A 23,406-nucleotide genomic window follows, 5' to 3' on the forward strand; every position below is an offset into this window, starting at 1 on the left:
CCATTGGCCGCGCCGGCACTGGTCAGCCTCGTCATCGACCTATATGATGGGTTCATTCTGGATTTGTAGGAAATGGGCCATGCGACACAGCATCGACATCCTGCGGACGGCGCGGCCGGTGATGGCGCTGCAGGACGAATATCCTGCCGGCTATATCGATCCGATGCACAGTCACGACCATGTCCAGATTCTCTATGCCTCGGCCGGGGTGATGTCGGTGCGGACGCCCGAAACCAGCTTTGTCATTCCGCCGCAACGCGCGGTGTGGTTGCCGGCGGGAATGCGGCACGAGGTCGCATGCCGCGGCCCGGTGTCGCTGCGAACGCTCTACCTGCCCAGCGACGCCGGCGCGCTCACCGCCGAATGCCGTGTTTTCGAGGTATCGAACCTTCTGAAATCGCTGATCCTCGAAGTCGTCGATTTTCCCCCGCTCTATGACGTTACCGGTCGCGAGGGCCGCATCATCGAACTGCTGCTCGAAGAAATCGAGCGTATGCCCAATGCCCCCTATCAGGTGTCGATGCCCAGCGACCCGCGGCTGCTTCGCGTCTGTAATGCGATTATCGCCGACCCGTCCGATCCGCGCGACATCGACGATTGGGCTCGTCTCGCGGCAATGGGGCGCCGGACGTTCACGCGCACGTTCAAGCAGGAAACGGGAATGGGCCTCGCGGTCTGGCGCCAGCAGGTCCGGTTGATGGAAGCCCTGTCGATGCTGGCCGCCGGTATGTCGATCACGCGCGTCACCTATGACGTCGGATATGACAGCCCCAGTGGCTTTGCCGCGATGTTTCGCCGGGCCTTTGGCGTGCCGCCCAGTCAGTATCTGAAGCAGTAGGCCGTCGCCGCCCGGGGCGGATGCCCAGAGGCGGGCGGAATCCGGCACCTCTCCACAACTTGCCCATTCCCGACATTATTCAGCCCGTTCGCTGGCGTCGGCCAGCGTCAGCATCATAGGCTTTGGCCCGCAATCATGTGGGAGAGACGTCGATGAGCGAAGCAGCATCCGGCCCGGCGGCGTCCCGGCGACGAAAGTCGATCGACGACATCCGCCGCGAATGCGAAACCACCGCGATGCACCGGACGCTTGGTCCGTTTCAGCTCGTCATGATCGGTATCGGCTGCATCATCGGCGCAGGCGTCTTCGTGATGACCGGCACGGCGGCGTCGCACTATGCCGGGCCCGCGGTCGCGCTGTCGTTCGTTATTGCGGCCTTGTCCTGCCTGCTCGTCTGCCTTTGCTATGCGGAACTCGCGTCGGTTCTGCCAGCGTCGGGGGCATCCTATTCCTATGCCTACGCCGTTCTGGGCGAAGGTTTTGCCTGGGGCCTCGGGTGGATGCTGATGCTGGAATTCGGCCTTGCGGGATCGGCTCTTGCCGTCGGTTTTTCGGGTTATCTGATCAGTTTGCTGGGCGATTTCAGCCTGGCCGTGCCGCACAATGTCTCGACGCCGTTCCTGCTCGCCATTGCGGGACCGGAAGGCATCTCCTTTACAAAGAGCGGCGGGATCAACCTCGTCGCGGCCGCCGCCCTGCTCGCGGCCATGCTCGTCGTGATCCGCGGCGTTGCCCATTCGGCGGCGATCAACGTGCTGCTGGTCGTGGTCAAGGTCGGCGTCCTGCTGGGCTTCGTGATCGTCGGCGCACAGCATATCGATTCTGCGAACCTCACGCCGTTCATTCCCGCTAATGAAGGCGGGTTTCGTTTCGGGGTGGAAGGTGTGTTCCGTGCCGCCTCGATCCTGTTCTTTTCCTATCTGGGTTTCGAGGCCGTTGCGGCAGCGGCGGCGGAAGCGCGCAAACCGCAACGCGATGTACCAATCGGGATTGTCGGCGCGCTCGTTGCCAGCACGCTGCTTTATGTGGGGGTGGCGATAACCCTGACCGGGGTCATCCCATTTCGCGCCCTTGACGTTCCCGACCCGATCGCCGTCGCGGTGAGCGTCCTTGGCATGCCCTTGTTCGCGATCGTCATAAAGGTCGGGGCGCTTGCCGGTCTCGGTTCGGTGCTGCTCGTCAACACCTATGCCCAATCGCGGATCTGCCATGCCATCGCCCGCGACGGGCTCTTGCCGTCGGCTCTCGCACGGCTCCACATGCGCTATCGGACACCGGTCGCCGCAACGATTTCCGTCGCGACGATATCGGCGATGGCAGCGGCAATGCTGCCCATATCGCTTCTCGCCGATCTGGTCAGCCTTGGCACCCTGTGCGTGTTCATGACCGTCGCCATCGCCGTGATCGCCTTGCGCAACAGCCATCCGCAATTGCCGCGACCATTCCGCGTTCCGTTCGGCGGCATTCGCCTTCGGGGATTTTGGATCGGAACCGTGCCGGTCCTCGCGCTGCTGTCGTGCCTGCTGATGGGCGCTCCGGTCGTGACCGACATCGCGCTGAAGGCAGCGGCCGGCGAGTGGGTTCCAGCCGCGATATTGGGATTCTACATCGTTGCGGGGGCGGCACTTTACCTGTTCTATGGTCGACCCAAGGCGGCGGCGCTGCATAGCGCCGCCCCTGCCGGTGCAGGCGCCGCATCGCGAGTGGAATAAGGGGGCTACCGTCCTCGGCCAAAGAACCGAAGCCGCTCCGATACATTCAACGCTGTACATCGTGGATATCGTAGCTAGCGATCGATCCCGGCCTGTCGTCGGCGGAAGGGGCAGAATCGCAGAATGACCTCCATCTGGTTGCCAGCCGCGCTGTTCGCCGGGCTGTTTCAGGCATGGCGCACCGCCATACAGCAGCGGCTGCGCAGCGAAGTCAGCGTCAGCGGCGCCGGGTTCGTCCGCTATTTCTTCGGGCTTCCATTCGCCGCCCTGATGTGCGGCGTTTGGTTTTTCGTCCGCGAAGCCCCGTTACCGATCCTGTCGCCTGCGTTCGGTGCCTATGCGGCGGCGGCAGGCCTGTTTCAGATGGCGGGAACGCTTCTCCTGATCATGTCGTTCGGCCATCGGGGCTATGTCGTCGGCACCGCCTTTTCGAAAACGGAGGCCATTCAGGCAGCCGTGGTGGCGGCCGTCCTGCTCGGTGAACGGCTGCCCACGCTCGCATGGGCCGGGATTGCGCTTGGCGTTGCCGGTGTCCTGATCCTTGCCCTCGCCGGCCGAGGGCTCTCCGCGATCGAGATCGGGAAAGCGCTGCGGCAACCCGCCGCGCTCTACGGGCTGGGTGCCGGAGGTCTGTTCGCGCTCGCGGGCATCATGGTCCGGCTCGCGACCGACGAGCTGCCGGCATTCGATGCGGTTGGCGCGGCGCTCGTCACCCTCTTCATCGTCATGGCGATCCAGACGTCGATCCACCTGATGTGGATCGTGGCGCGCGACCAGCCAACGCTGTGGGCCGTCCTCCGGTCATGGCGCGTATCGGCACAGGTCGGATTGCTTTCCGCGCTCGGGTCGGCGTGCTGGTTCACCGGCTTTGCCACCGCGCCGGTCGCGCTGGTCCGCATCGTCGGGCAGGTCGAAGTGCTGTTTACGCTGGGCTTTGGGCGCCTGTACCTGCGCGAGGCGACCCGCCCCCACGAAATCATCGGCCTGCTGCTGATCGCGGGTGGCGTGGTTCTCGCGCTTGCGGCCACGATCTGAGCCGCCACGCGCCGACCACGCCTCCCGCAAGGAAGATCGGGCCGCAAGAAAGATCAGGTCCGGAAACCGGCGAGCCGCTGATCGAGGATCGCTTCGGCATCGCTGATGATCCCGTCGATCAGTTGCCGACACGTCGGGATGTCGTGGATCAGCCCCTGCACCATCCCGGCCCAGAACACGCCCTTCGACAAATCGCCGGTCTTGAGCAATTCGCGCCCGGCCGCGCCGGAGACCAGTTCCTGTACGTCGCTGAATTGCGCATCGGGGTTCGCAAGGCGCCGCGCGACCTCTTCGCTTACCGGGCTGCGGCCGACGCGGGCGGTGTTCTTGAAATTGCGGAAGATGAGGAAGCTGCCCCGTTCGTCATTGTCGATATAGGTCTGTTTCACATTGTCGTGGATCGGCGCTTCGACCGTCGCGCAGAACCGCGTGCCCATGTTGATGCCCTCGGCGCCAAGGCTGAGCGCGGCAATCAGTCCGCGACCGTCGCCAAAACCGCCGCTTGCGAGCATCGGGATCTTCACCTTGTCGGCAGCGGCGGGAATCAGGACCAGGCCCGGTATGTCGTCCTCACCCGGGTGGCCAGCGCATTCGAATCCGTCGATCGAGATGATGTCGCAGCCCGCCTTCTCCGCGGAGAGCGCGTGGCGGACGGCCGTGCATTTGTGCAGGATGGTGACGCCGTGAGGTTTCAGCATCTCCCAGATCTCACGCACTGCCTGCGTTCCCGCAGTCTCGACAATCTTCACGCCGCCGTCGAGGATCGCCTGTGCATAGGCCTTGTAGTCCGGCGCGTTGATCGTCGGAAAAACGGTCATGTTCACCCCGAACGGCTTTGCGGTCATCGACCGGCAACGCTCGATCTCGTCGCGCAGCGCTTCGGGAGTCGGCTGGGTCAGCGCGGTCAGAATGCCAAGTCCGCCAGCGTTCGACACCGCGCTCGCGAGTTCGGCATAGCCGACGCTCTGCATCCCGCCCTGAACGATCGGATGTTCGATCCCGAGCATTTCGGTGATGCGCGTCTTGAAAGCCATCGTCTTCCCCTTCTTCTGCAAACAGGCCCGATTCCGTTTCCACGGCAAACGGGCGACAGGCGACCTTCACCGCCCCCGGCCCCCGATACGCTATGCCGTAACGGAATGGACTTGACGTTTACGTCAACGTCCGGTTCATTGGCAAGACAAGAACGACGGGAAAGGACGAAAGCGGCCATGACCATCCTGTATGGCGAGGATCAACAGGCGATTGCGACCGAATCGCGGCGCGTTCTCCATGCCCGGGTGAGCAAGGACGACCTGCTTCCGCTCCTGGAGGTCACAGGCAAATTCCATGAAGGGTTCTGGACCACCGCGAAGGAACAGGGCTGGACCGCGCTTGCGCTTCCCGAGGAATATGGCGGTCTCGCGCTAGGCCTCGTCGAGATGGGGCTAATCGCGCATCAGGTGGGTCGATCCCTTGGCGGAGCCCCTTTCCTGACGTCCAGCTTTGGCGCGGCAAAGGCGATCGAGCTTTATGGCAGCGGCGAACAGAAGGCGCGATGGCTGCCGGGGCTCGCAAGTGGCGAGACGATCGGCGCAGTGGCGTTCGCGTCCGGCCCCGATCCCCTGCCCGCGCGCCCCGCCGTCGCTTTTGCCGACGGTCATCTCAATGGTCAGGCGTCTGCGGTATCGGGCGGCCTTGCGGCGGACGTCGCGATCGTTCTGGCCGACCGCGCCGGAACCCCGACGCTTGCGATCGTCGATCTGGCGGGCGTTCCCCGCACCGCGATCGGGAGTTTCGACAACAGCCGCCTGCTCGCCGACCTGACCTTCGCCGCGACGGCGGCCGAAACGCTCGTCGACGGCGAAGCCGCCCGCGACGCGGCGCTCCATATTCTGGCGCTTCAAGCCGTGGTCACCGCGCACGAACAAACCGGCGGCGCCGAGGCGTTGATGGAAATCGCACGCGACTATGCGCTCACCCGCCGCGCGTTCGGTCAGCCGATCGGCGCTTTCCAGTCGATCAAGCACCGGATCGCCGAGCTTTACGGGCTGGTCGAGCTTGCCCGGGCCAATTGCATTCACGCCGCCGCTTCCGAGGGCGAGGCAGGCTTTATCGCAGCAGCGGCGGCAGCGCGCCTTTCGGCGACCGAAGCCTATGACACCGCATCGCGCGACTGTGTGCAGATTCACGGCGGCATCGGGGTCACATGGGAAATCGGGCTGCATTTGCATATGCGCCGCGCCCGTAGCCTTGCGCTCGAGCAAGGGAGCAGTTTCTTCTGGGAAGATGTGCTCGTCGACCGGCTTGCAGGAGAAACCGCATGAGCGACATCGAAGACTATCGGGCCGGGGCGGCCGCATGGTGCGAGTCGATGGCGCCGGCCTTTGGCAAGGCGGCGCGCGCAGGATTGGGCGTCGAAGAGGACCTCGCGCTTGCTCGCCGCTACCAGAAAGCAAAGTTCGACGCGGGTTTCGCCGGAATCAACTGGCCGACTGACCTTGGCGGACAGGGCCTCGGCCATATCGAGAAGATCACCTTCGAAGCCGAGGAGATGAAGCACGGCTTCCCCAACGTCTATTTCGGAATATCGCTGGGTATGCCGGTCCCGGTCCTGATGCAGTTCGGCTCCGACCGCGCGTTCGTCAAAGAGCGGGTATTGAAGGCGCTGCAGGGCGAAGAAATCTGGTGCCAGCTCTTCTCCGAGCCGTCGGGCGGCACCGATCTTGCCGGGCTGCGCACGCGCGCGGAGACTGACGGGAACGGCTGGAAAATCAACGGCCAGAAGGTCTGGACCAGTTGGGCGCAATATTCCGACTATGGCGTCATCGTGGTGCGCACCGACCCGACCGTGGCGAAGCACAAGGGTCTCACCTATTTCTGGGTCGACATGAAGGCCCCAGGCGTCACCGTTCGCCCGATCAAGCTTGCGGGTGGCGACAGCCATGTGAACGAGGTCTTCTTTGACGATGTGAAGATCAGCGACGATCATCGCATGTCGCCCGTTGGAGGAGGTTTCGCGGTCGCGCTCGCGACGTTGATGATCGAACGCTATGTTGCGACCGACAGCGCCGGCTTTGGCCCGCACCTCGACCTGTTCGTCGAACTCGCCAAGGACGTGACGCTCAACGGGCGGCCGGCGATCGAGGATGGGCGTATCCGCCAGCAGATCGCGCGCAATTATGCGATGCGCGCGGGACTCGATTCGATCAACCGCCGCGCCCGGCTGATGATGCAGGCGGGCATGACGCCCGGTCCCGAGGGGTCGCTGAACAAGCTGATTGCGGTGCGATCGCGCCAAAAGCTGTCGGAGCTTGCACTGGACCTCCAGGGCACCGATGCCTTTCTCTTCGACGAACATCTCTCGCCCAAGGACGATTGGGCATCGAGTTGGATCAACGCGCCCACCGGGCGCATCGCCGGCGGGTCCGACGAAACCTTGCTCAACACGATCGCCGAGCGGATTCTGGGCCTGCCGCAGGACCACCGCCCCGACAAGGGTGTCCCGTTCAACCAGATTCCAGCCTGAGGAGCCTCCCCATGAAATTCGATTCCAGTACAGCGGCCGTTGTCACCGGAGGCGCCTCCGGCCTTGGCCGCGCGACCGCCGAAGCGCTCGCCGCAGCAGGCGTGAAGGTCGCGATTTTCGACATCAACGATGCGCTGGGTCAGGAGGTCGCGGCTGCGATCGGCGGCGTGTTCGTCCACGTCGACATCACCGACGAACAATCGGTGCTCGATGGCTATGCCAAGGCGCGCGCGGCGCATGGGCAGGAACGGATATGCGTCCACTGCGCGATGACCTCGCGCCGGGGCAAGACGCTCGCCTACGACAAGGAAACCGGAAAGTTCCGCCGGACATCGACGGAAGATTATGCGTATGGTGTCGCGGGCATTCTGACCGCGAGCTATCGCATCGGGTCGATCGCGGCCGAAGGCATGGCGACGCTTCCCGAGATGGAAGACGGCGAACGCGGCGCGATCATCTTCACGGCGTCGGTCGCCGCGCAGGATGCGCAGATCGGGCAAGTCATCTATGGTTCGGCCAAGGCGGGCGTGAACGGGCTTGTCCTGCCGATGGCGCGCGACCTGATGGACCTGGGCATCCGCGTCAATTCGATCATGCCCGGTGTGTTCGGCACGCCGCTGCTCGGCAACATGAACCCGAAGGTGAAGGAAAGCCTCGAAGCCTCGGTGCCCTTCCCCAAGCGGCTCGGCAAGGCCGAGGAATATGCGAGCCTCGCGATGGAGATGGTCCGCAACACCTATTTCAACGGCCAGGCGGTTCGCCTCGATGGCGCGATCCGGATGGCCCCCCGCTAAACTCCCCAACGACCCGCTTTTCAATCTCCCCTCAATCTTCGAAAGTCCCCAAGAAAGGAAATTTCCATGGCTGAAGCCTATATCATCGACGCCGTTCGCACCCCGCGCGGGATCGGCAAGCCCGGCAAGGGCGCGTTGTCGCACCTGCATCCGCAACACCTCGCCGCGACCGTCCTCGCCGCGATCCGCGATCGCAACAATCTCGACACCGCGACCGTCGACGACATCGTCTGGTCGACCTCGTCGCAGAACGGCAAGCAGGGCGGCGACCTTGGCCGCATGGCGGCGCTGTCCGCAGGCTATGACATCAAGGCGAGCGGCACGACGCTCGACCGCTTCTGCGGCGGCGGCATCAGCGTGGTGAACTTTGCCGCGGCTACCGTCATGTCGGGCATGGAAGATTGCGTCATCGCCGGGGGCACCGAGATGATGAGCTATACGACCGCCTACGCCGCCGAGCAGGCCAATGCCGGCCTGCCGCCGCGCTTCATGGGATCGGGTCACGAGGCGCTCGACGAACTCCACCCGCAGTCGAACCAGGGCGTTTGCGGCGATGCGATCGCAACGATCGAGGGCATCAGCCGCGAAGCGCTCGACGCGCTGGCGCTCGTCAGCCAGCAGCGGGCGGATCGCGCGATCAAGGAAGGCCGCTTTGCGAAGTCGGTCGTGCCGGTTCTCAATACCGATGGCAGCGTCGCGCTCGACCATGAGGAGTTTCCGCGGCCGGAAACGACCGCCGAGGGGCTTGCGTCGCTGAAGCCCAGCTTCGCCGCCCTTGCCGACTTCGACCTCGGCGGCGGAGTAACCTTCCGCAAGCAGATCAACCGCCGTTATCCCGATCTCGAAATCCAGCATTTCCATCATGCGGGCAATTCGTCGGGCGTTGTCGATGGAGCGGCCGCCGTGCTGCTGACGTCAAAGGAATATGCCGAAAAGAATGGCCTGAAACCCCGCGCGCGTATCGTCGCCTATGCCAATATCGGTGACGATCCGACCCTGATGCTCAATGCGCCGGTCCCCGCCGCGAAGAAGGTTCTGGAAAAGGCGGGCCTCAAGAAAGAGGACATCGACGTCTGGGAAATCAACGAGGCCTTTTCGGTCGTTGCCGAGAAGTTCATCCGCGACCTCGATCTCGATCGCGACAAGGTGAACATCAACGGCGGCTCGATGGCGCTTGGTCACCCGATCGGTGCCACCGGATCGATCCTGATCGGCACCGCGCTCGACGAACTCGAACGCTCCGGTGGGCGCTATGGCCTTGTCACCATGTGTGCTGCGGGCGGCATGGCGCCGGCGATCATCATCGAGCGTGTCTGATCGATTGCCCTCAAAACGGCCCGCGCACGGCGATCGTCCGTGCCGGGCTGTAGAGATTGAGGAACATCGTCTGGCCGTCGGGCGCGAAGCAGACGCCCGCGCATTTCGTTTGTGCGGCAACCCGGGCGAACGGGTAGACACGTCCGTCCGGCGTGACCCCGCGCAGCCAGTTCTCGGGCTTACCACCCCGACGATCTTCGCAGACGATCAGGTCGCCGTTCGGCGCCACGGTCAGATTGTCGCCAAAGCTGAAGTGCGCGGGGTCGGTCGATTCGAGAAAGATCTGCAACCGGCCGGGCGCCGCATGCTCGCCAGCGGTTCCTTCGGCCGGCGACGGACGATAGCGCATGATCTGCCCACGCCGCGCGGCGCCGCCCGATGTACAGGTAAAATAGAGTTCGCCGTCGCCGCCGTGAATACCCTCACCGCGCGCAAAGATCGCTGCGCCTGCACGCGCGCCGCGTCTGCGAAGATCGTCGGCCGGGCTTTCGACGTCGTCGAGGTCGACCCAGCGCACCGCGTGCCAGCCTTGCGCCGGCAAGATCCGGCCAGACCAGTTACGGGTGTCCGGGAAGCCATGCTGTTCGAATGCCAGCGCCTGCAAGCGCCCGCCTTTCGCAAGCGCACCGCGTTCCGCGGGAACGAAGCGATAGAAGAGGCTGTCCTGCCGATCTTCGGTCATGTAGACGATCCCGCTCGTCGGATCGCAAACCGCGGCTTCATGGTTGAAGCGCCCCATCGCTCGGATCGGTTCGGCCGCGACCATGCCGCCCGGCGCAACAGGAACCTCGAACACCCAGCCGTGATCCTGCGCGAGTTTACCGGCGCGCGAGACATCCTCTTCGCAACTGAGCCAGCTCCCCCACGGCGTCATGCCGCCCGAGCAATTGCGGATCGTGCCCGAGAGCGCCAGATATTGCTCCTCGACGGCCAGCGTTTCGGGGTCGAGGACAAGCGTCGAAACCCCGCCAGGAAGCGCGCGGCCGGCCAGATGGTCGAAGGCCCGCTCGCCAACGGCGCTGTTCGTCGCCGGTCCCGACCCGAAATCGGCAGGGTCGAGTTCGTGGTTCCGCATCAGGCAAAGGCGACCGTCGGACAGCACCGTACAGCCCATGCCGTCGGCGCTGTCGGGAACGCGGTGGCCATCGTGCATGATCTGTCCGAATTGCGACAAGATCCGGTACGAAAAGCCGGATGGCAGATCGAGGACCGACGCCGGATCGGCGACCGGCGGCCCGAAGCCCCCACTTTCCGTCACCAACGCTGCCGATGCACGAACCCCGTGGAGCGCCAGTCCGGCGAACGCGCCGGCGACAAGTTTTCGCGCGAAATGGCGGCGGGTCAACATTGCAGTCATCGACGAACAGCCCCCGGATGCCGATTCTCTGCGAGCCGGATAGGCGTATGTCGTGACAGGCGTGCGGCGCCCGCCTGACAGTTCGGCGACAAATCGAAGACCACATGCACAAAGCTGAAACATTGGAAACAAGAAGGAGAGAGAGATGACGGGTCCGCTCAAAGGTATCAGGATCATCGAATTCGCGGGGATCGGGCCCGGACCGTTCTGCGGCATGATGCTGGCCGACCATGGCGCCGAGGTCATCCGCATCGACCGCCCCGGCGGTTTCATGGATCCGCGCGATCCGTTGTCGCGCAACCGCACCTCGATCGTACTCGACATGAAGAATCCGGAGGCGGTGCAGATCGCCCGCGATCTTTGCAAAAGCGCGGACGGCATCATCGAGGGCTATCGTCCGGGCGTGATGGAGCGGCTCGGCCTCGGTCCCGACGTGCTGCTCGCCGACAATCCGAAGCTCGTTTACGGCCGGATGACCGGCTGGGGCCAGTTCGGCCCCTATGCGCAATCGGCGGGACACGACATCAACTATATCGCCCTGTCGGGTGTCCTTCACACCGTGGGCCGCTCGGGCGAAAGGCCGGTGCCGCCGGTCAATTATGTCGGCGACTTCGGCGGCGGCGGGATGATGCTGGCGTTCGGCATGTCGAGCGCGCTCGTCCACGCGGCCAGGACCGGCGAAGGTCAGGTGATCGACTGCGCGATGACCGACGGGTCGGCGCTGCTCGCGGGCATGACCTGGGGTTTCCTTGCCGCTGGCCGTATCAAGGATGAACCCGGCGTCAACATGCTGGATAGCGGTGCCCATTTCTATGACACCTACACGTGCGCCGACGGCAAGTTCATCTCGATCGGGTCGATCGAACCGCAATTCTACGCGTTGCTGCGCGAGAAGACGGGCCTCGACAAGGATCCCGCCTTCGACGCGCAGATGGATCCCGCGCAATGGGGGCCGCTGAAAGACAAGCTCACCACGCTCTTCGCAACCAAGACGCGCGACGAATGGTGTGCGATCATGGAGATGACCGATGTGTGCTTTGCACCCGTCCTGTCGTTGACCGAGGCGCCTCAGCATCCGCACAATATCGAGCGTGAGACATTCCTGACCGTCGGCGGCGTGACCCAGCCCGCCCCGGCGCCGCGTTATTCGGCCACCGTCAGCGACGCTCCGCGCCCCGCCCCGCCGGTCGGATCGGACGGAGAGGCCGTGCTGGCCGGTCTTGGCTATGACGCCTCGCGGATCGCGGCGCTGCGCGACGGGGGCGCCGTCCGCTGATGGTTCGCGGTGACCGGGCACGGGACCGCGTCCGGTTGCCATCCTTGGCTTGCAACCACGACCCGCGAGGCATAGCCTGCTTCGCGAACAAGGAGCGTTTTGATGGGTGAATTTCTGAGTGTCGAGCGGCGCGGCAAGATCGCGATTCTGACGATGATCAAGCCCGAAAGCATGAATGCGATCGGCACCCATGCGGACTGCGACGACATCATCGACACGCTCCGTTCGCTGGGCGAGGACCGAAGCGTCAGCGCGATTATCCTGACCGGCAGCGGCAAGGCGTTCAGCGCCGGCGGCAACCTCAAATCGATGCAGGACCGCCAAGGGATCGGGGTGCTCGATCAACCCGATTCGACCCGCGCCAATTACCGCCGCGGAGTTCAGGCGGTGATCCGCGCGCTGATGGACTGCGAAGTGCCGATGATCGCCGCCGTCAACGGCCATGCGGTCGGGCTTGGCTGTGACCTGGCCTGCACCTGCGATATCCGCATCGCGGCCGAGAGCGCGAAATTCGCGTGCAGCTTTATCAAGGTCGGCATCGTGCCCGGCGATGGCGGAGCCTGGCTGCTCCAGAAGGTACTGGGTTATCCGCGGGCGGCCGAACTGTTCCTGACCGGCGACCGCTTCGACGCCGCGACGGCGAAGGAATATGGTCTCGTCACCGAAGTGGTGCCCGATCCCGAACTGCTCGATCGTGCCATCGCAATTGCCGAACGCATCGTCTGCAACCCGCCCCGTGCGCTGCGGCTCACCAAACGCCTTCTCCGCGAGGCCCAGCACAGCCGGATGAGCGATATCCTCGAGCTCAGCGCCGCCTATCAAGCCATCGTCCATGAAACCGCCGACAATCGCGAAGCGATCAACGCCTTTGTCGAAAAGCGGTCGCCGGTGTTTACGGGAGACTGATCATGCTTGCCGAACGCACCCTGCCGCTGTCGGGCGTCCATAACTTCCGCGACTATGGCGGTTATGGCGTCGAAGGCGGCGGGCGCCTGCGCGATGGAGTATTGTGGCGGTCGGCGCACCACGAGGCGGCGAGCGACGCGGACCTGGTCGCGATCGACGCGCTGGGGCTCGAAACGGTGATCGACCTGCGCGGGGACGACGAGCGCGAAAGCCACCCGTGCCGCCGCTCCGACAATTTTTCGGCGCGGGTGCTGTTCGCCGGCGGCATTACCGCCGGACTTGCCCCGCATCTTCAGGCCGCTGGCGGCGCGATCGATGCCGAGACGGCGCGCGAACGAATGATCGATACCTATGCCGGTATGCCGTACCGCCCGGCACTGGTGGCGACGCTGCGACTTTATCTGGCCGCGCTGGCCGAATATGACGCGCCGAGCCTTGTCCATTGCGTCGCGGGCAAGGATCGTACCGGGTTTGCCGTTGCCGTCGTCCATCGCCTGCTGGGCGTCCATGAGGACGATCTGATGCAGGATTATCTGCTGACCAATACCGCCGGCAAGATCGAAGAGCGGATCGCGCAGGGCGCAGCCCATATCCGCGCGCGCCATGGTGCGGAGATCCACGATGACGCGATCCGCGCGCTGATGTCGGTCAATCCAGCCTATCTGGATGCGGCGCTTGCCACGGTGCGCCGCGACCATGGCGACATCCCGACCTATGCCGAAACGGTATTGAATCTGACGCCCGCGATGCGCGACGCAATGATCGACCGATTGGTGATCTAGGGCTTAGCCGCCCTTCACCAGCACCCCGCCCTTCACCACCGCATCGACACCTTCGAGCTGGCGAACATCGGTGAGCGGATCGCCATCGACCGCGATGATATCGGCATAGCGGCCGACGGCAATCGCCCCGACATCGGCAGTCATGCCCAGCGCCTCGGCGCCGTTCATCGTCGCCGCGCGGATCGCCTGCATCGGCGTCATGCCCCATTCCACCATCTTGGCGAATTGCCGGCCATTGTCGCCGTGCGGATAGACGCCCGCGTCGCTGCCGAAGATCATCCGCACGCCGGCCTTGACCGCGCGCTGAAAGGTTTGCCGCTGCGCGAGGCCGATGGCCTTTTCCTTGTCGAGGCTTTCCTGTTCGGTCCCGTTCGCCGTACCGGTCGCGAGAATATAATCGTCGTTATAGATATCCATGTCGAACCAGGTCTTGTGCGCGACCGCCAGCTTGATCGTTTCGTCGCTCGCAAGGCTGCAATGTTCGATCGTATCGATCCCCGCGAGAATCGCCGTCCTGATGCCATCATCGCCGTGCGCGTGCGCCGCGACTTTGATACCGAGCATATGCGCTTCGTCGGCGATCGCCTTCATTTCCTCCAGCGTCAGTTGCTGTGCGCCAACGCTGTCGCCCAGCGAAAAAACACCGCCGGTCGCGCAAATCTTGATAACCCGCGCGCCATATTTGTGCAGCCAGCGCACCTTTGCGCGCGCCTCTTCGGGGCTGTCGACCACCGAAGGTTCCTTGCGATCCATCGATGGAGGCAGCCCGCCCCCATCGCAGTGACCGCCGGTGGCACCGATCGCCCACCCCGCCGGAATGATACGCGGTCCGGATATATAGCCGCCCTCGATCGCCTGCTTGAGCCCGACATCCTCGAAATCGGCCGAGCCGACATTGCGCACAGTGGTGAAGCCGGCATCGAGCGTCTTTCGGGCGTTGGCGACACCGACGACGGTCCAGAAGCTGTCGGTATAGCGAAGCGCCTGATAGCCGCCGACTTCCGCCAGCGACGTCAGATGGACGTGCATGTCGATCAGGCCCGGAAGCAGCGTCTTGTTGCCAAGGTCGATATGCTTGACGTTCGCACCCCAGCGCACCGTGCGCGCATCGGCAATGCTGGTGATGCGTCCGTCGGCGCCGACGAAGATCGCGGGATAGTCGACCGCCTTGCCGGCGAGCACATCGATATAACGGGCAGCGGTGATGACGGTCTGCCCGGCGCCGTCCTGTGCGTGTGCCGACGCGGCGAGAGCCGCCGCCGTTCCCAAAGCGATTCCCCGCAGAAAACTACCGAACTTTACTCGCGTTTGCATAATCGATCCGCCTGTTGAAAGTGCCCGTCTCAATGGATGGCAAAACAGGACTTGTTAGGACAGCGGAATTTTCAGGACGCGGCGATTTTGTACTGCGCCAGATAGTCGTATCCGGCCCTACATGCATCGGCGACCGCGCGCTCCTCCGCCGTCAGTTCGGGCGGCGGCTTGTCGGGCGACCCGAAGCCGGTGCTCGACACGACGGCGTCATACCAGTGCGACGCCCAGACACCGTCCGTGGCATGAATGCCCGGCTCCCAACGCAGCATGGCAGGGTCCCAGGCGATGCCGAGTGCTGCGCACAATTTCCGCAGCATTCCCGGCGGATCATGCAGAATATCGGCGCTGTCGATCACTGGCGGCGCCTGCCCGATCCGATCGGCTTCGCGATCGAAGAATTCGACCTGTCGGTCGGTGCCGAGATGATCCGGCCGAACCATGACGCGCTTGGCGGCATAGCTTGCGACGACGCGCGCGGGATCGCGGATCAGGAAGGCATGGCGCAGCCCCGGCAGGTCGTGATGTGCGATCGGGCCGACCATGTGATGCGCCATATGCTTCTGATACCAGATCGGCGTGCCCGCCGGGTTCGGGCCGGACATGGCGCGCGCGACCCCGTGCCAGTCGCAGTCCATCGAGGCCATCACCCGATCCATCATCGGTTGTGGATCGCCGGTCTGCCGGAGGTAAGCGCCGTAGAACGGTTCGTCCGCCACATGCGTATCCGCGCGGCTACCGAAACTGCGCATCATCGCGGTCGACAAGTTGCGCGGACCCGACCACATCGCGATGCGGATACAGTCGGTCACGGGCGCGAACGCCCCGCGATATCCCGTTCGATCAGAGTCCTGTACAGCCCCTGCAACCGTTCGACCATCGGCCCGCGCCCGTCGGTCAGCCGGCGCCCGTCGATGGTATGCGCCGGGACGACACCGGCAAAAGTTCCGGTCACGAACGCTTCATCGGCGCCATGGACATCGGTGAGGGAGAAATTCTTCTCATACACCGGGATCCCCGCTTCGCGGCAAAGGCGGATCACATTGCCGCGCGTGATCCCGCCCAGGCAATAATCGCCGGTCGACGTCCATACCTCGCCCTTGCGAACGATGAAGAAGTGCGTCGAATTGCAGGTCGCGACAAAGCCGTGCGGATCGAGCATCAGCCCTTCATCGGCACCCGCCTGCGCCGCCTGGATGCAGGCGGTGATGCAGTTGAGTTTCGAATGCGAGTTGAGTTTCGGGTCCTGCACCGCAGGGTCGCCCCGCCGAACATGGACGGTGAAGAGCGAAAGCCCCTTCTCGACCGTCGCCGGCAGCGGATCCTTGTGCTCCGCAATAATCACGATCGTTGCGGGCGAAATAACGACACGCGGGTCCTGATAGGGGGTGGAGCGGATACCCCGCGTCACCATCAGGCGAATGTGGCAGGCGTCCATGGCGTTCGCGTCGATCGTCGCGTAAAGCCGTTGTTCCAGTTCGGCGCGCGCGATCCCGATGTCCATCGCGATCGCCTTCGCACCTTCCCACAGACGGTCTAGATGCTGGTCGAGGAATGCCATTCGTCCCTTGTGGACGCGAATACCCTCCCACACGCCGTCGCCCAGCATGAAGCCGCTGTCGAACACCGACACGCTGGCCTGCGCGCGTGGTACCAGCGTGCCGTTGACGTTGATCAGGATCGCGTCGTTGCGCGGATCGGGGATGAAGTCGTGCGTGCCTTGAGCCATGAGGCGACACTAGCCGCGATAACGCGCCTGTCGAGGGGTCAGAGCCCCTTGCGACCGAAGCCGCCTGCACGCGGCCCGGCAAGCGACGGCTGCGGCGCCCCCTCCAGCGCATCGCGCCGCCCGAAGCCCGGCGCGATCGGCACGGTTTCCGATGTCGCCGGCGTGGGTGCGGCGCGACCGCGCATATAATTGGCGAGGGCCGCGTCGGGGTCGAAGGCCTGTTCGGCCTGCGGCGCGGCAGCGGCCCATTGGGGCGTCTGGTCCGCACGCGGTGTGGTGCGACCCTCTGCCGACGCACAGTGCATCGCGAGATCATCGACCAGCGCGGCGAGTCCGGCCTTGTCGATGTCGAGCATATCGCTCAGCAGGCGATATTTTTTCGCGAAGAAGCCACCGCGCATCTTGATGTCGAGATATTTCGTGCTGCCGACCTTGACCAGACCATAGAGCGCATAGGTGTTGAGCGCCGAGGTTCCGATCTCGGCAACATCGGGCCAACGAAGCTGATATTCGGACCACATCGTCGTAACGGTCAGCCGCTGCGCATCATAGCGAAGTGCTGTCGGATCGCCGAACAGCTTACGCGCACCCAGAATGCCAAAGACAAAGAACATGGCGATGGCGATCAGCACAACGGCAGTCATGAAACCGCCCGTCCTGCCGAGCAACATCAGGCCGACAACGCCCAGAACCGGGCAGCCGACGGCGGTTTTGACGAGCTTCGCCCTGGCGTAGTTGACGGTCCGCATCGCTGCGTGCCCCGGCGCGCTCAAACGGTCTTGCGGCCGAAGCCGCCAGGCCGCGGCGTGAAGGGGCGGAGGTCGCCCTCGACAGCATCGGATGCGATCGGCGGGGGCGGCGCCGCCTCGCGATTGCGCATATAATTCGCAAACGCGGCATCCGCGTCGAAGCCTTGCGTCGCGGCATCCGGTTCGCCATCGGACGCGGCGCGGGTGCCGGGGACCCGGCTCGTTCCCGAAACGGCGCGCAACAATTTGATGATCAGGGGCAGCGCAAAGAGCAGCCCGACGATCGAAAGCCCGATCACCGTGGGACCAAGACCGATCATCGCGAAGTCTTCGGCCGATCCGCCGCCAACGCCGATGAAATGCCGCAGCATCCAGCCGATATAGACGAGCGGAATGAGCCCGCCGATGATCCCGAACACACTGCCGATCGACAACCGCATCGCAACACCCCTGCTTCGACCAGCGGAATCTAGCAGCGATAACTTAGGATTCCCTTAGCGTGATCGCGACACCCACCAGGCGCCGAGCAGCGCGAAAGCCGCGCCGAGCATCGTTCCGCCAACGATATCGCTCGCCCAATGGACGCCGAGCATGATGCGCGAGAAACCGTTGAGGATGATCATGGCCGCAGCGAGCGCCCACGCGAAGGGCCGCCAACGCGGCGGCGCGAGCCAGGCGAGGAGGAGGTAGACGACCGCGGCACTGGTCGCATGCCCGCTGGGGTAGGAAAAGCTCGTCTGATGGTCGAGGTGGTCGATCAGGTCGGGACGCGCGCGGCCGACGCCGAGCTTGAGCAGACTGGACGCGAGGTTGGAGAGCAGTGAGGCGCCGCCGAGTGCAACGGCGCAGCGCGGGCCGCACCAGTGCCAGACGAGGCCGCAGAGCAGAATGACGATGATCCAGCGCGGCGTACCGCCGCCGATCCAGCTTGCAGCCTGCATGAAGGCGATGAAAGCGGGACTGTTTTCGTCGACGCGCAGCGACAGCGCGTGCGAAATCCGCCAATCCGCCGCTTCGGTCCAGCCTGCGCCGACAGCGAAGCCGAGCAGGACGACGGCCATCAGGAGCGCCGTTGCGATGGCGGGCAGTCGGTTGGCTTCGGTTATCATTCTATTCCTTCGTCATTCCCGCGAAAGCGGGAACCCAGTTGCAACGTCGGCTCGCTGGGTTCCCGCTTTCGCGGGAATGACGAGGTTGGTGAAGACTAAATATGCAGCGGGCGCCCGAACGCGGCGAGCACACCCTCGTGCATCGTTTCGCTGAGCGTCGGGTGCGGGAAGACGGTACCGATGAAATCATCCTCGACCAGCTCGGCGGTCTTGCCGATCGTGTAGCCCTGAATGAGTTCGGTGACCTCGGCACCGATCATATGCGCGCCCAAGAGTTCGCCGGTCTTGGCGTCGAACACGGTCTTGGTGAAGCCTTCGGATTCGCCCAGCGCGATCGCCTTGCCGTTACCGATGAAGGGGAAGGTGCCCGCCTTGACCTCGTACCCCAGCTCCTTCGCCTTGGCCTCGGTCAGGCCGACGCTCGCGATCTGCGGGCGGCAATAGGTGCAACCCGGGATGTTGCGCGGGTCCATCGCGTGCGGGTGGCCGCCCGCGATCGCCTCGACCGAAATGATCGATTCATGCATCGCCTTGTGCGCGAGCCACGGCGGCGCGGTCACGTCGCCGATCGCCCACAGGCCGGGGACGTTGGTGCGGCACATCGCGTCGGTATCGATATGACCCTTGGTCGTCTTCACGCCGAGCGCCTCGAGCCCGATATTCTCCGTGTTCGGGACGATCCCGATCGCAACGATCGCGTGGCTGAACTCGGCGGATTCGACCTTGCCGTCCTTGCCCTTGATCTTCGCCGAGACGCCGGTCGCGGTCGCCTTCAATTCCTCGACCCCTGCGCCGGTGTAGATCATCATTCCCTGTTTCCTGAGCGCCTTTTCGAGGAAGGCAGAGACGTCCGCATCCTCGACGGGGACGAGCCGGTCGAGCATTTCGACCACCGTTACTTCGGCGCCCATATCCTTGTAGAAGCTGGCAAATTCGATGCCGATCGCGCCCGATCCGATAACGAGAAGCTTCTTCGGCATTTCGGGCGGGACGAGCGCGTGGCGATAGGTCCAGATGCGCTTGCCGTCGGCGGGCGCGAACGGCAGGTCACGGGCGCGGGCACCGGTCGCGACGATGATGTTCTTTGCGGTCAGGGTCTCGGTGCCCTTTTCGCCCTTCACTTCCAGCTTGCCCAAACCACCGTCAGGCGCCGCGGTCAGCTTGCCCTCGCCCATATGGACGGTGATCTTGTGCTTCTTCATCAGGAAGGCGACGCCCTGGCTGAGCTGTTTCGCAACGCCGCGGCTGCGCTTCACGACGGCATCGATGTCGGCGCCGATCTGCTGCGCGATCAGGCCGTAATCGCCGGCATGCTGCATATAGTGATAGATTTCGGCCGAGCGCAGCAGCGCCTTGGTCGGGATACAGCCCCAGTTGAGGCAGATGCCGCCCAGATTCTCGCGCTCGACAATCGCGGTCTTGAGGCCGAGCTGCGCGGCGCGGATTGCCGCGACATAGCCGCCGGGGCCCGAGCCGAGAACGATGAGGTCGTAGTTGGTGTCAGCCACAATTATCTCCTTGTTCGCCATTCCGGTTCCGGAGCATTTCTATCAGCTCCCAAAACACGGAACCGCCCATGGCGGCATAAGCGAAAAACCATATTTGACTTGAATCTTCAGGCCAGGCCCAGCTGGCCGCGGCAGCAAGAAGGCCGAGCGCAAGCAGTCCGATCAACAAATGGAAGATTTGCCGAACGAAGCGCATCGCCGTTTCGCGATCAAGCCACCAGCGCCAGCGGGTTCTCCACCAGTTCCTTGAAGGTCTTCATCAAGAGCGCGCCGTCGGCGCCGTCTATCGCGCGGTGGTCGAAGCTGCCGGTTGCCGACATGACGGTCGCGATCGCGAGCGCGTCGTCGACGACATAAGGGCGCTTCTCGCCCGCGCCGATCGCCATGATCATCGCCTGCGGCGGGTTGATCACCGCGGTGAACTGCTTGATCCCCATCATGCCCATGTTCGAGATCGAGGCGGTGCCGCCCTGATATTCATTGGGCTGGAGCTTGCCTTCTTTCGCGCGTCCCGCGAGCTCGGCCATTTCGGTCGAGATCTTCGACATCGACTTGCCGCCCGCATCGGTGATGATCGGGGTGATCAGGCCGCCCGGGATGCTGACCGCGACCGAGATGTCGGCGCGGTTATATTTGCGCATCACATCGCCGCCGAAGCTGACGTTGCAGGCGGGAACGCGCTCGAGCGCGACCGCCAGCGCCTTGATCAGCATGTCGTTGACGCTGAGCTTGACGCCGCGCCCTTCGAGGCTGGCGTTGAGTTCGCCGCGCAGCTTCAAGAGCGCGTCGAGGCGGATGTCGACGGTCAGGTAGATGTGCGGCGATTCCTGCATCGACTGGCTGAGACGGCGCGCGATCGTCTTGCGCATGCCGCTGAGCTTTTCATCCTCGTGCGGGATGCCGAAATCGGGGATCGCACTGGCGGTGGCAGGGGCCGGTGCAGTTGCGGGAGCGACCGCGGCCGCAGAAGCTGCTGTCGCGACAGGAGCGGCGGCACCGGCCGGAGCACCGTCGAGATCGTCCTTGACGATGCGGCCGCCGGGACCGGTTCCCTTGATCGTCGACAGGTCGATGCCTTTTTCCGCCGCAAGGCGCTTGGCAAGCGGGCTGGCCTTGACGCGGCCATCCGTGGAGACGGCGGCCGCAGCGGGCGCCGCCGGAGCAGGTGAAGGCGCGGGTTCAGGCGTTGGGGCGGGGGCGGGGGCGGGTGCGGGCTCGGCCTTCGCCGCGGGCGGAGAAGCCACGGCTGGAGCGGGAGCCGCCTTTGCGCTGGATGCCTGCTCCCCCTCGCCCGCGATGACGGCAATCACGGTGCCGACTTTCACATTATCGGTGCCCTCGGCGACCAGGATCTGGCTGACGACGCCATCGTCGATCGCTTCGAATTCCATCGTCGCCTTGTCGGTTTCGATTTCGGCGAGCAGGTCGCCCGACTTGACCGCATCCCCTTCTTTCACCAGCCATTTGGCCAGAGTCCCCTCCTCCATCGTCGGCGAAAGGGCGGGCATCTTGAGTTCGATCGGCATCGTCGGTCTTTTCCCCAGTTAAAATCCACGGGCGTCAGTCTTGCAGGCGGGGCCTGCCGCTACGGTTTGTTCCCTCGTCATAGGGCCATCGTTCGCAGACGTCCATCGGGGCAAACTTGCCTTTCATACGAATGTGACGCACTCTCCCCCCACAAAAAGCATAGCAGGGGTCGTGGGCGATGCGGACGTATCTGGTAGTGATCGACGACAGCCCCGAGGCGAATCTCGCGCTGCGTTTCGCGGCACGGCGCGCCGCGCGGACGGGGGGCGGGGTCGCGGTACTGGCGATTATCCCGCCTCAGGATTTTGTCGCTTTCGGCGGCGTTCAGGCGACGATCGAGGCCGAAGCACGCGAACATGCCGAACAACTCGTCGCGGCCGCCGCCGATGCGGTTCAGCAGGAAGCGGGAATCGCGGCACAGGTCATGATCAAATCGGGCAAGCCGGCCGAGGTCGTCCGCGAAGCCATCGGCGAGAATGACGAAGTTGCGGCGCTGGTCCTTGCCACCGCCGCAAACGGAGCGCCCGGCCCGCTCGTCGCGCATTTCACCGGACAGGATGCGGGAACGCTGCCCTGCCCGGTGATGCTGGTTCCCGGCGGGATCGACATCGCCCGCCTCGACGCTCTGAGCTAGTAGACGGCGACCGGCTTCGGCAGGCTTGCGGCGCCCTTCGCTTCGAAAATCGCGAGATCGAGAACGATGAGCGCCTGGATGACAACCAGGAGGATCCCGACCCCGGTCATCTGTGACGAAAAGGCCATCAAGACCGCGAGGCTCGCGACAACCCAGCCGAGGTTGCCGATCGCGATCAGGTTCGCAAGATGTCTGCTGGGCGGTTTCTGCATCGCCGCGAACAGCATCAGCGAGGCACTGGGCAGGCCAATCCAGCCGGCAACAGCGACGATCCCGACCGGCAGGCCGAGAATTTCCGCAATCGTGTCGGTGGCAAAAACGCCCAACAGGAACAGGCCGATGCAGGTGACGGCATCGACAACCAGCGTGGTCTTCAGATTGAAACGGAACATGCGGCTTCTCCTTTCGAATGAGTCGATGTTGCCGCAATTGTGCCGCCAGTCGATTACGTCGCAGGTAATGGAAATGGCGAAGCCGCCACGCTAGCACCAGTGCGAAGGAGACTGTCATGGCGATTGCCCAGGCTGTGCCGCTCGGCAAACAGATACGCGACTGGCGCACGCGCCGAAGGATGAGCCAGATGGACCTCGCGCTCGATACCGAGATTTCGACGCGCCACCTCAGCTTTATCGAGACCGGACGGTCGAAGCCGAGCGCCGCGATGCTCCTGCGCATCGCCGAATGTCTGGACGTCCCCCATCGCGCCCGCAACGCCTTGCTTCTCGCCGCGGGCTATGCGCCCGACTATCAGGAGCGCCCGCTCGACAGTGCGGAAATGGCCGGGATGAAGACGATCGTCGAGCATGTCCTGAAGGGCCATGAACCCTACCCGGCGATCGCAGTCGACCGCCACTGGAACATGGTCGCGGCGAACGATGCGATCGCGATCCTGATCGAACAAGTCTCGCCCACGCTGCTCGTCGCACCGGTCAACGTCCTGCGCATCGCACTGCACCCCGATGGACTGGCGCCCCAGATCGCGAACCACACGGCCTGGCGAACGCATATCCTTCACCGCCTGGACTTGCAGATCGAGGCGTGCGCCGATCCCGTGCTGGCCGAATTGCGCGAGGAACTGGCCGGTTATGCGATCGAAGCCAACGACAATGACAGCGGGCCTGTCAGCGGCATCGCGGTGCCCCTGATCCTCGACACGATCGCCGGGCGAATTTCGTTCGTGTCGACAGTGACGATCTTTGGCACGCCCGTCGATATCACGCTGTCGGAGCTTGCGATCGAAGCCTTTTTCCCGGCGGATGCAGAGAGCGCGGCGCTGTTGCAGCGACTGGCAACCCGATAGCCCCGACCGATCCG

24 protein-coding genes are annotated in these 23,406 nt (G+C 64.3%); 12 read left to right on the top strand and 12 right to left on the bottom strand.

The window, feature by feature from the left end; all coding sequences use genetic code 11:
- Positions 1 to 79: 79 nt before the first annotated feature.
- From JNM03_RS13870 to JNM03_RS13880, 3 genes are all read left to right on the top strand, one after another.
- Entirely contained in the window at positions 80 to 838 is a 759-nt protein-coding gene (locus JNM03_RS13870) for a helix-turn-helix domain-containing protein (protein WP_294037439.1), read from the top strand.
- Between the two features lie 152 nt (positions 839 to 990).
- Positions 991 to 2,550 carry an amino acid permease gene (locus tag JNM03_RS13875; RefSeq protein ID WP_294037440.1) on the top strand — a complete coding sequence of 520 codons (1,560 nt, stop codon included), beginning with the start codon at positions 991 to 993 and terminating at the stop codon, positions 2,548 to 2,550.
- 123 nt (positions 2,551 to 2,673) lie between these two features.
- Positions 2,674 to 3,585, top strand: coding sequence for a DMT family transporter (locus tag JNM03_RS13880; RefSeq protein WP_294037441.1), 912 nt, complete (start codon positions 2,674 to 2,676; stop codon positions 3,583 to 3,585).
- A gap of 53 nt (positions 3,586 to 3,638) precedes the next feature.
- Here JNM03_RS13880 and JNM03_RS13885 read toward each other — a convergent pair whose 3' ends face one another.
- Complete coding sequence (locus JNM03_RS13885; RefSeq protein WP_294037442.1) at positions 3,639 to 4,619, bottom strand: nitronate monooxygenase family protein; 981 nt, start codon at positions 4,617 to 4,619, stop codon at positions 3,639 to 3,641.
- 177 nt (positions 4,620 to 4,796) lie between these two features.
- On the opposite strand from JNM03_RS13885, the gene JNM03_RS13890 reads away from it, so the two are divergent.
- The 4 genes from JNM03_RS13890 to JNM03_RS13905 all read left to right on the top strand — a co-directional run bounded on the left by JNM03_RS13890 (position 4,797) and on the right by JNM03_RS13905 (position 9,204).
- A complete protein-coding gene (locus JNM03_RS13890) occupies positions 4,797 to 5,891 on the top strand; it encodes an acyl-CoA dehydrogenase family protein (protein ID WP_294037444.1) in 1,095 nt (364 codons plus the stop codon).
- Positions 5,888 to 7,093 (top strand): acyl-CoA dehydrogenase family protein, encoded by a 1,206-nt coding sequence (locus JNM03_RS13895; protein WP_294037446.1) that lies wholly within the window; start codon positions 5,888 to 5,890, stop codon positions 7,091 to 7,093. Before JNM03_RS13890 ends, JNM03_RS13895 begins: the two co-directional genes overlap by 4 nt.
- A gap of 11 nt (positions 7,094 to 7,104) precedes the next feature.
- Positions 7,105 to 7,887 (top strand): SDR family NAD(P)-dependent oxidoreductase, encoded by a 783-nt coding sequence (locus JNM03_RS13900; protein WP_294037448.1) that lies wholly within the window; start codon positions 7,105 to 7,107, stop codon positions 7,885 to 7,887.
- A gap of 66 nt (positions 7,888 to 7,953) precedes the next feature.
- A complete protein-coding gene (locus JNM03_RS13905; protein ID WP_294037449.1) occupies positions 7,954 to 9,204 on the top strand; it encodes an acetyl-CoA C-acetyltransferase in 1,251 nt (416 codons plus the stop codon).
- A 10-nt stretch (positions 9,205 to 9,214) separates the two neighbouring features.
- Here the strand turns inward: JNM03_RS13905 and JNM03_RS13910 are convergent, their stop codons facing one another.
- Positions 9,215 to 10,561, bottom strand: a complete 1,347-nt coding sequence (locus JNM03_RS13910) for an alkaline phosphatase PhoX (RefSeq protein WP_294037451.1) — start codon at positions 10,559 to 10,561, stop codon at positions 9,215 to 9,217.
- 145 nt (positions 10,562 to 10,706) lie between these two features.
- Between JNM03_RS13910 and JNM03_RS13915 the strand changes: the two genes are divergently transcribed.
- The 3 genes from JNM03_RS13915 (at position 10,707) to JNM03_RS13925 (ending at position 13,525) form a co-directional block, all read left to right on the top strand.
- Entirely contained in the window at positions 10,707 to 11,837 is a 1,131-nt protein-coding gene (locus JNM03_RS13915; RefSeq protein WP_294037453.1) for a CaiB/BaiF CoA-transferase family protein, read from the top strand.
- A gap of 102 nt (positions 11,838 to 11,939) precedes the next feature.
- Positions 11,940 to 12,743, top strand: a complete 804-nt coding sequence (locus JNM03_RS13920; RefSeq protein ID WP_294037455.1) for a crotonase/enoyl-CoA hydratase family protein — start codon at positions 11,940 to 11,942, stop codon at positions 12,741 to 12,743.
- Between the two features lie 2 nt (positions 12,744 to 12,745).
- Complete coding sequence (locus tag JNM03_RS13925) at positions 12,746 to 13,525, top strand: tyrosine-protein phosphatase (protein ID WP_294037456.1); 780 nt, start codon at positions 12,746 to 12,748, stop codon at positions 13,523 to 13,525.
- 3 nt (positions 13,526 to 13,528) lie between these two features.
- Here the strand turns inward: JNM03_RS13925 and JNM03_RS13930 are convergent, their stop codons facing one another.
- From JNM03_RS13930 to JNM03_RS13970, 9 genes are all read right to left on the bottom strand, one after another.
- Positions 13,529 to 14,839, bottom strand: a complete 1,311-nt coding sequence (locus JNM03_RS13930) for an amidohydrolase family protein (RefSeq protein ID WP_294037458.1) — start codon at positions 14,837 to 14,839, stop codon at positions 13,529 to 13,531.
- A 71-nt stretch (positions 14,840 to 14,910) separates the two neighbouring features.
- Positions 14,911 to 15,648 carry an HAD family hydrolase gene (locus tag JNM03_RS13935; RefSeq protein ID WP_294037460.1) on the bottom strand — a complete coding sequence of 246 codons (738 nt, stop codon included), beginning with the start codon at positions 15,646 to 15,648 and terminating at the stop codon, positions 14,911 to 14,913.
- Positions 15,645 to 16,565, bottom strand: a complete 921-nt coding sequence (locus JNM03_RS13940; RefSeq protein ID WP_294037462.1) for an aminotransferase class IV — start codon at positions 16,563 to 16,565, stop codon at positions 15,645 to 15,647. The genes JNM03_RS13935 and JNM03_RS13940 overlap by 4 nt, the downstream gene beginning before the upstream one ends.
- A gap of 38 nt (positions 16,566 to 16,603) precedes the next feature.
- The gene (locus tag JNM03_RS13945; RefSeq protein WP_294037464.1) at positions 16,604 to 17,314 is read right to left on the bottom strand and encodes a hypothetical protein; all 711 of its coding nucleotides are present in this window, start codon (positions 17,312 to 17,314) and stop codon (positions 16,604 to 16,606) included.
- A gap of 20 nt (positions 17,315 to 17,334) precedes the next feature.
- A complete protein-coding gene (locus tag JNM03_RS13950) occupies positions 17,335 to 17,754 on the bottom strand; it encodes a hypothetical protein (RefSeq protein ID WP_294037465.1) in 420 nt (139 codons plus the stop codon).
- A 54-nt stretch (positions 17,755 to 17,808) separates the two neighbouring features.
- A complete protein-coding gene (locus JNM03_RS13955) occupies positions 17,809 to 18,423 on the bottom strand; it encodes a phosphatase PAP2 family protein (RefSeq protein ID WP_294037466.1) in 615 nt (204 codons plus the stop codon).
- Positions 18,424 to 18,518: 95 nt separating this feature from the next.
- Positions 18,519 to 19,931, bottom strand: a complete 1,413-nt coding sequence (gene lpdA, locus JNM03_RS13960) for a dihydrolipoyl dehydrogenase (RefSeq protein WP_294037468.1) — start codon at positions 19,929 to 19,931, stop codon at positions 18,519 to 18,521.
- The gene (locus JNM03_RS13965; protein WP_294037470.1) at positions 19,924 to 20,127 is read right to left on the bottom strand and encodes a hypothetical protein; all 204 of its coding nucleotides are present in this window, start codon (positions 20,125 to 20,127) and stop codon (positions 19,924 to 19,926) included. The genes lpdA and JNM03_RS13965 overlap by 8 nt, the downstream gene beginning before the upstream one ends.
- Before the next feature lie 13 nt (positions 20,128 to 20,140).
- A complete protein-coding gene (locus tag JNM03_RS13970) occupies positions 20,141 to 21,457 on the bottom strand; it encodes a pyruvate dehydrogenase complex dihydrolipoamide acetyltransferase (protein ID WP_294037472.1) in 1,317 nt (438 codons plus the stop codon).
- A gap of 179 nt (positions 21,458 to 21,636) precedes the next feature.
- On the opposite strand from JNM03_RS13970, the gene JNM03_RS13975 reads away from it, so the two are divergent.
- Positions 21,637 to 22,092, top strand: coding sequence for a universal stress protein (locus JNM03_RS13975; protein ID WP_294037473.1), 456 nt, complete (start codon positions 21,637 to 21,639; stop codon positions 22,090 to 22,092).
- On the opposite strand, the gene JNM03_RS13980 is transcribed toward JNM03_RS13975, so the two are convergent.
- Positions 22,089 to 22,484, bottom strand: a complete 396-nt coding sequence (locus JNM03_RS13980; protein WP_294037475.1) for a hypothetical protein — start codon at positions 22,482 to 22,484, stop codon at positions 22,089 to 22,091. The two genes, JNM03_RS13975 and JNM03_RS13980, sit on opposite strands and share 4 nt — an antisense overlap.
- 116 nt (positions 22,485 to 22,600) lie before the next feature.
- On the opposite strand from JNM03_RS13980, the gene JNM03_RS13985 reads away from it, so the two are divergent.
- The gene (locus JNM03_RS13985; protein ID WP_294037476.1) at positions 22,601 to 23,392 is read left to right on the top strand and encodes a helix-turn-helix transcriptional regulator; all 792 of its coding nucleotides are present in this window, start codon (positions 22,601 to 22,603) and stop codon (positions 23,390 to 23,392) included.
- Positions 23,393 to 23,406 lie beyond the last annotated feature (14 nt).

Origin of the sequence: Sphingopyxis sp., from assembly GCF_016793825.1 — a bacterium.
GTDB lineage: Bacteria > Pseudomonadota > Alphaproteobacteria > Sphingomonadales > Sphingomonadaceae > Sphingopyxis.

Bases quoted from the DNA above. Each gene is read 5' to 3' on its own strand.
- JNM03_RS13970 (WP_294037472.1), bottom strand. From the start codon at position 21,457: ATGCCGATCGAACTCAAGATGCCCGCCCTTTCGCCGACGATGGAGGAG.
- JNM03_RS13890 (WP_294037444.1), top strand. From the start codon at position 4,797: ATGACCATCCTGTATGGCGAGGATCAACAGGCGATTGCGACCGAATCG.
- JNM03_RS13875 (WP_294037440.1), top strand. From the start codon at position 991: ATGAGCGAAGCAGCATCCGGCCCGGCGGCGTCCCGGCGACGAAAGTCG.
- JNM03_RS13920 (WP_294037455.1), top strand. From the start codon at position 11,940: ATGGGTGAATTTCTGAGTGTCGAGCGGCGCGGCAAGATCGCGATTCTG.
- JNM03_RS13870 (WP_294037439.1), top strand. From the start codon at position 80: ATGCGACACAGCATCGACATCCTGCGGACGGCGCGGCCGGTGATGGCG.
- JNM03_RS13895 (WP_294037446.1), top strand. From the start codon at position 5,888: ATGAGCGACATCGAAGACTATCGGGCCGGGGCGGCCGCATGGTGCGAG.
- JNM03_RS13985 (WP_294037476.1), top strand. From the start codon at position 22,601: ATGGCGATTGCCCAGGCTGTGCCGCTCGGCAAACAGATACGCGACTGG.
- JNM03_RS13915 (WP_294037453.1), top strand. From the start codon at position 10,707: ATGACGGGTCCGCTCAAAGGTATCAGGATCATCGAATTCGCGGGGATC.
- JNM03_RS13940 (WP_294037462.1), bottom strand. From the start codon at position 16,565: ATGGCTCAAGGCACGCACGACTTCATCCCCGATCCGCGCAACGACGCG.
- JNM03_RS13900 (WP_294037448.1), top strand. From the start codon at position 7,105: ATGAAATTCGATTCCAGTACAGCGGCCGTTGTCACCGGAGGCGCCTCC.
- JNM03_RS13965 (WP_294037470.1), bottom strand. From the start codon at position 20,127: ATGCGCTTCGTTCGGCAAATCTTCCATTTGTTGATCGGACTGCTTGCG.
- JNM03_RS13975 (WP_294037473.1), top strand. From the start codon at position 21,637: ATGCGGACGTATCTGGTAGTGATCGACGACAGCCCCGAGGCGAATCTC.
- JNM03_RS13910 (WP_294037451.1), bottom strand. From the start codon at position 10,561: ATGACTGCAATGTTGACCCGCCGCCATTTCGCGCGAAAACTTGTCGCC.
- JNM03_RS13945 (WP_294037464.1), bottom strand. From the start codon at position 17,314: ATGCGGACCGTCAACTACGCCAGGGCGAAGCTCGTCAAAACCGCCGTC.
- JNM03_RS13955 (WP_294037466.1), bottom strand. From the start codon at position 18,423: ATGATAACCGAAGCCAACCGACTGCCCGCCATCGCAACGGCGCTCCTG.
- JNM03_RS13925 (WP_294037456.1), top strand. From the start codon at position 12,746: ATGCTTGCCGAACGCACCCTGCCGCTGTCGGGCGTCCATAACTTCCGC.
- JNM03_RS13950 (WP_294037465.1), bottom strand. From the start codon at position 17,754: ATGCGGTTGTCGATCGGCAGTGTGTTCGGGATCATCGGCGGGCTCATT.
- JNM03_RS13980 (WP_294037475.1), bottom strand. From the start codon at position 22,484: ATGTTCCGTTTCAATCTGAAGACCACGCTGGTTGTCGATGCCGTCACC.
- JNM03_RS13880 (WP_294037441.1), top strand. From the start codon at position 2,674: ATGACCTCCATCTGGTTGCCAGCCGCGCTGTTCGCCGGGCTGTTTCAG.
- JNM03_RS13930 (WP_294037458.1), bottom strand. From the start codon at position 14,839: ATGCAAACGCGAGTAAAGTTCGGTAGTTTTCTGCGGGGAATCGCTTTG.
- JNM03_RS13905 (WP_294037449.1), top strand. From the start codon at position 7,954: ATGGCTGAAGCCTATATCATCGACGCCGTTCGCACCCCGCGCGGGATC.
- JNM03_RS13885 (WP_294037442.1), bottom strand. From the start codon at position 4,619: ATGGCTTTCAAGACGCGCATCACCGAAATGCTCGGGATCGAACATCCG.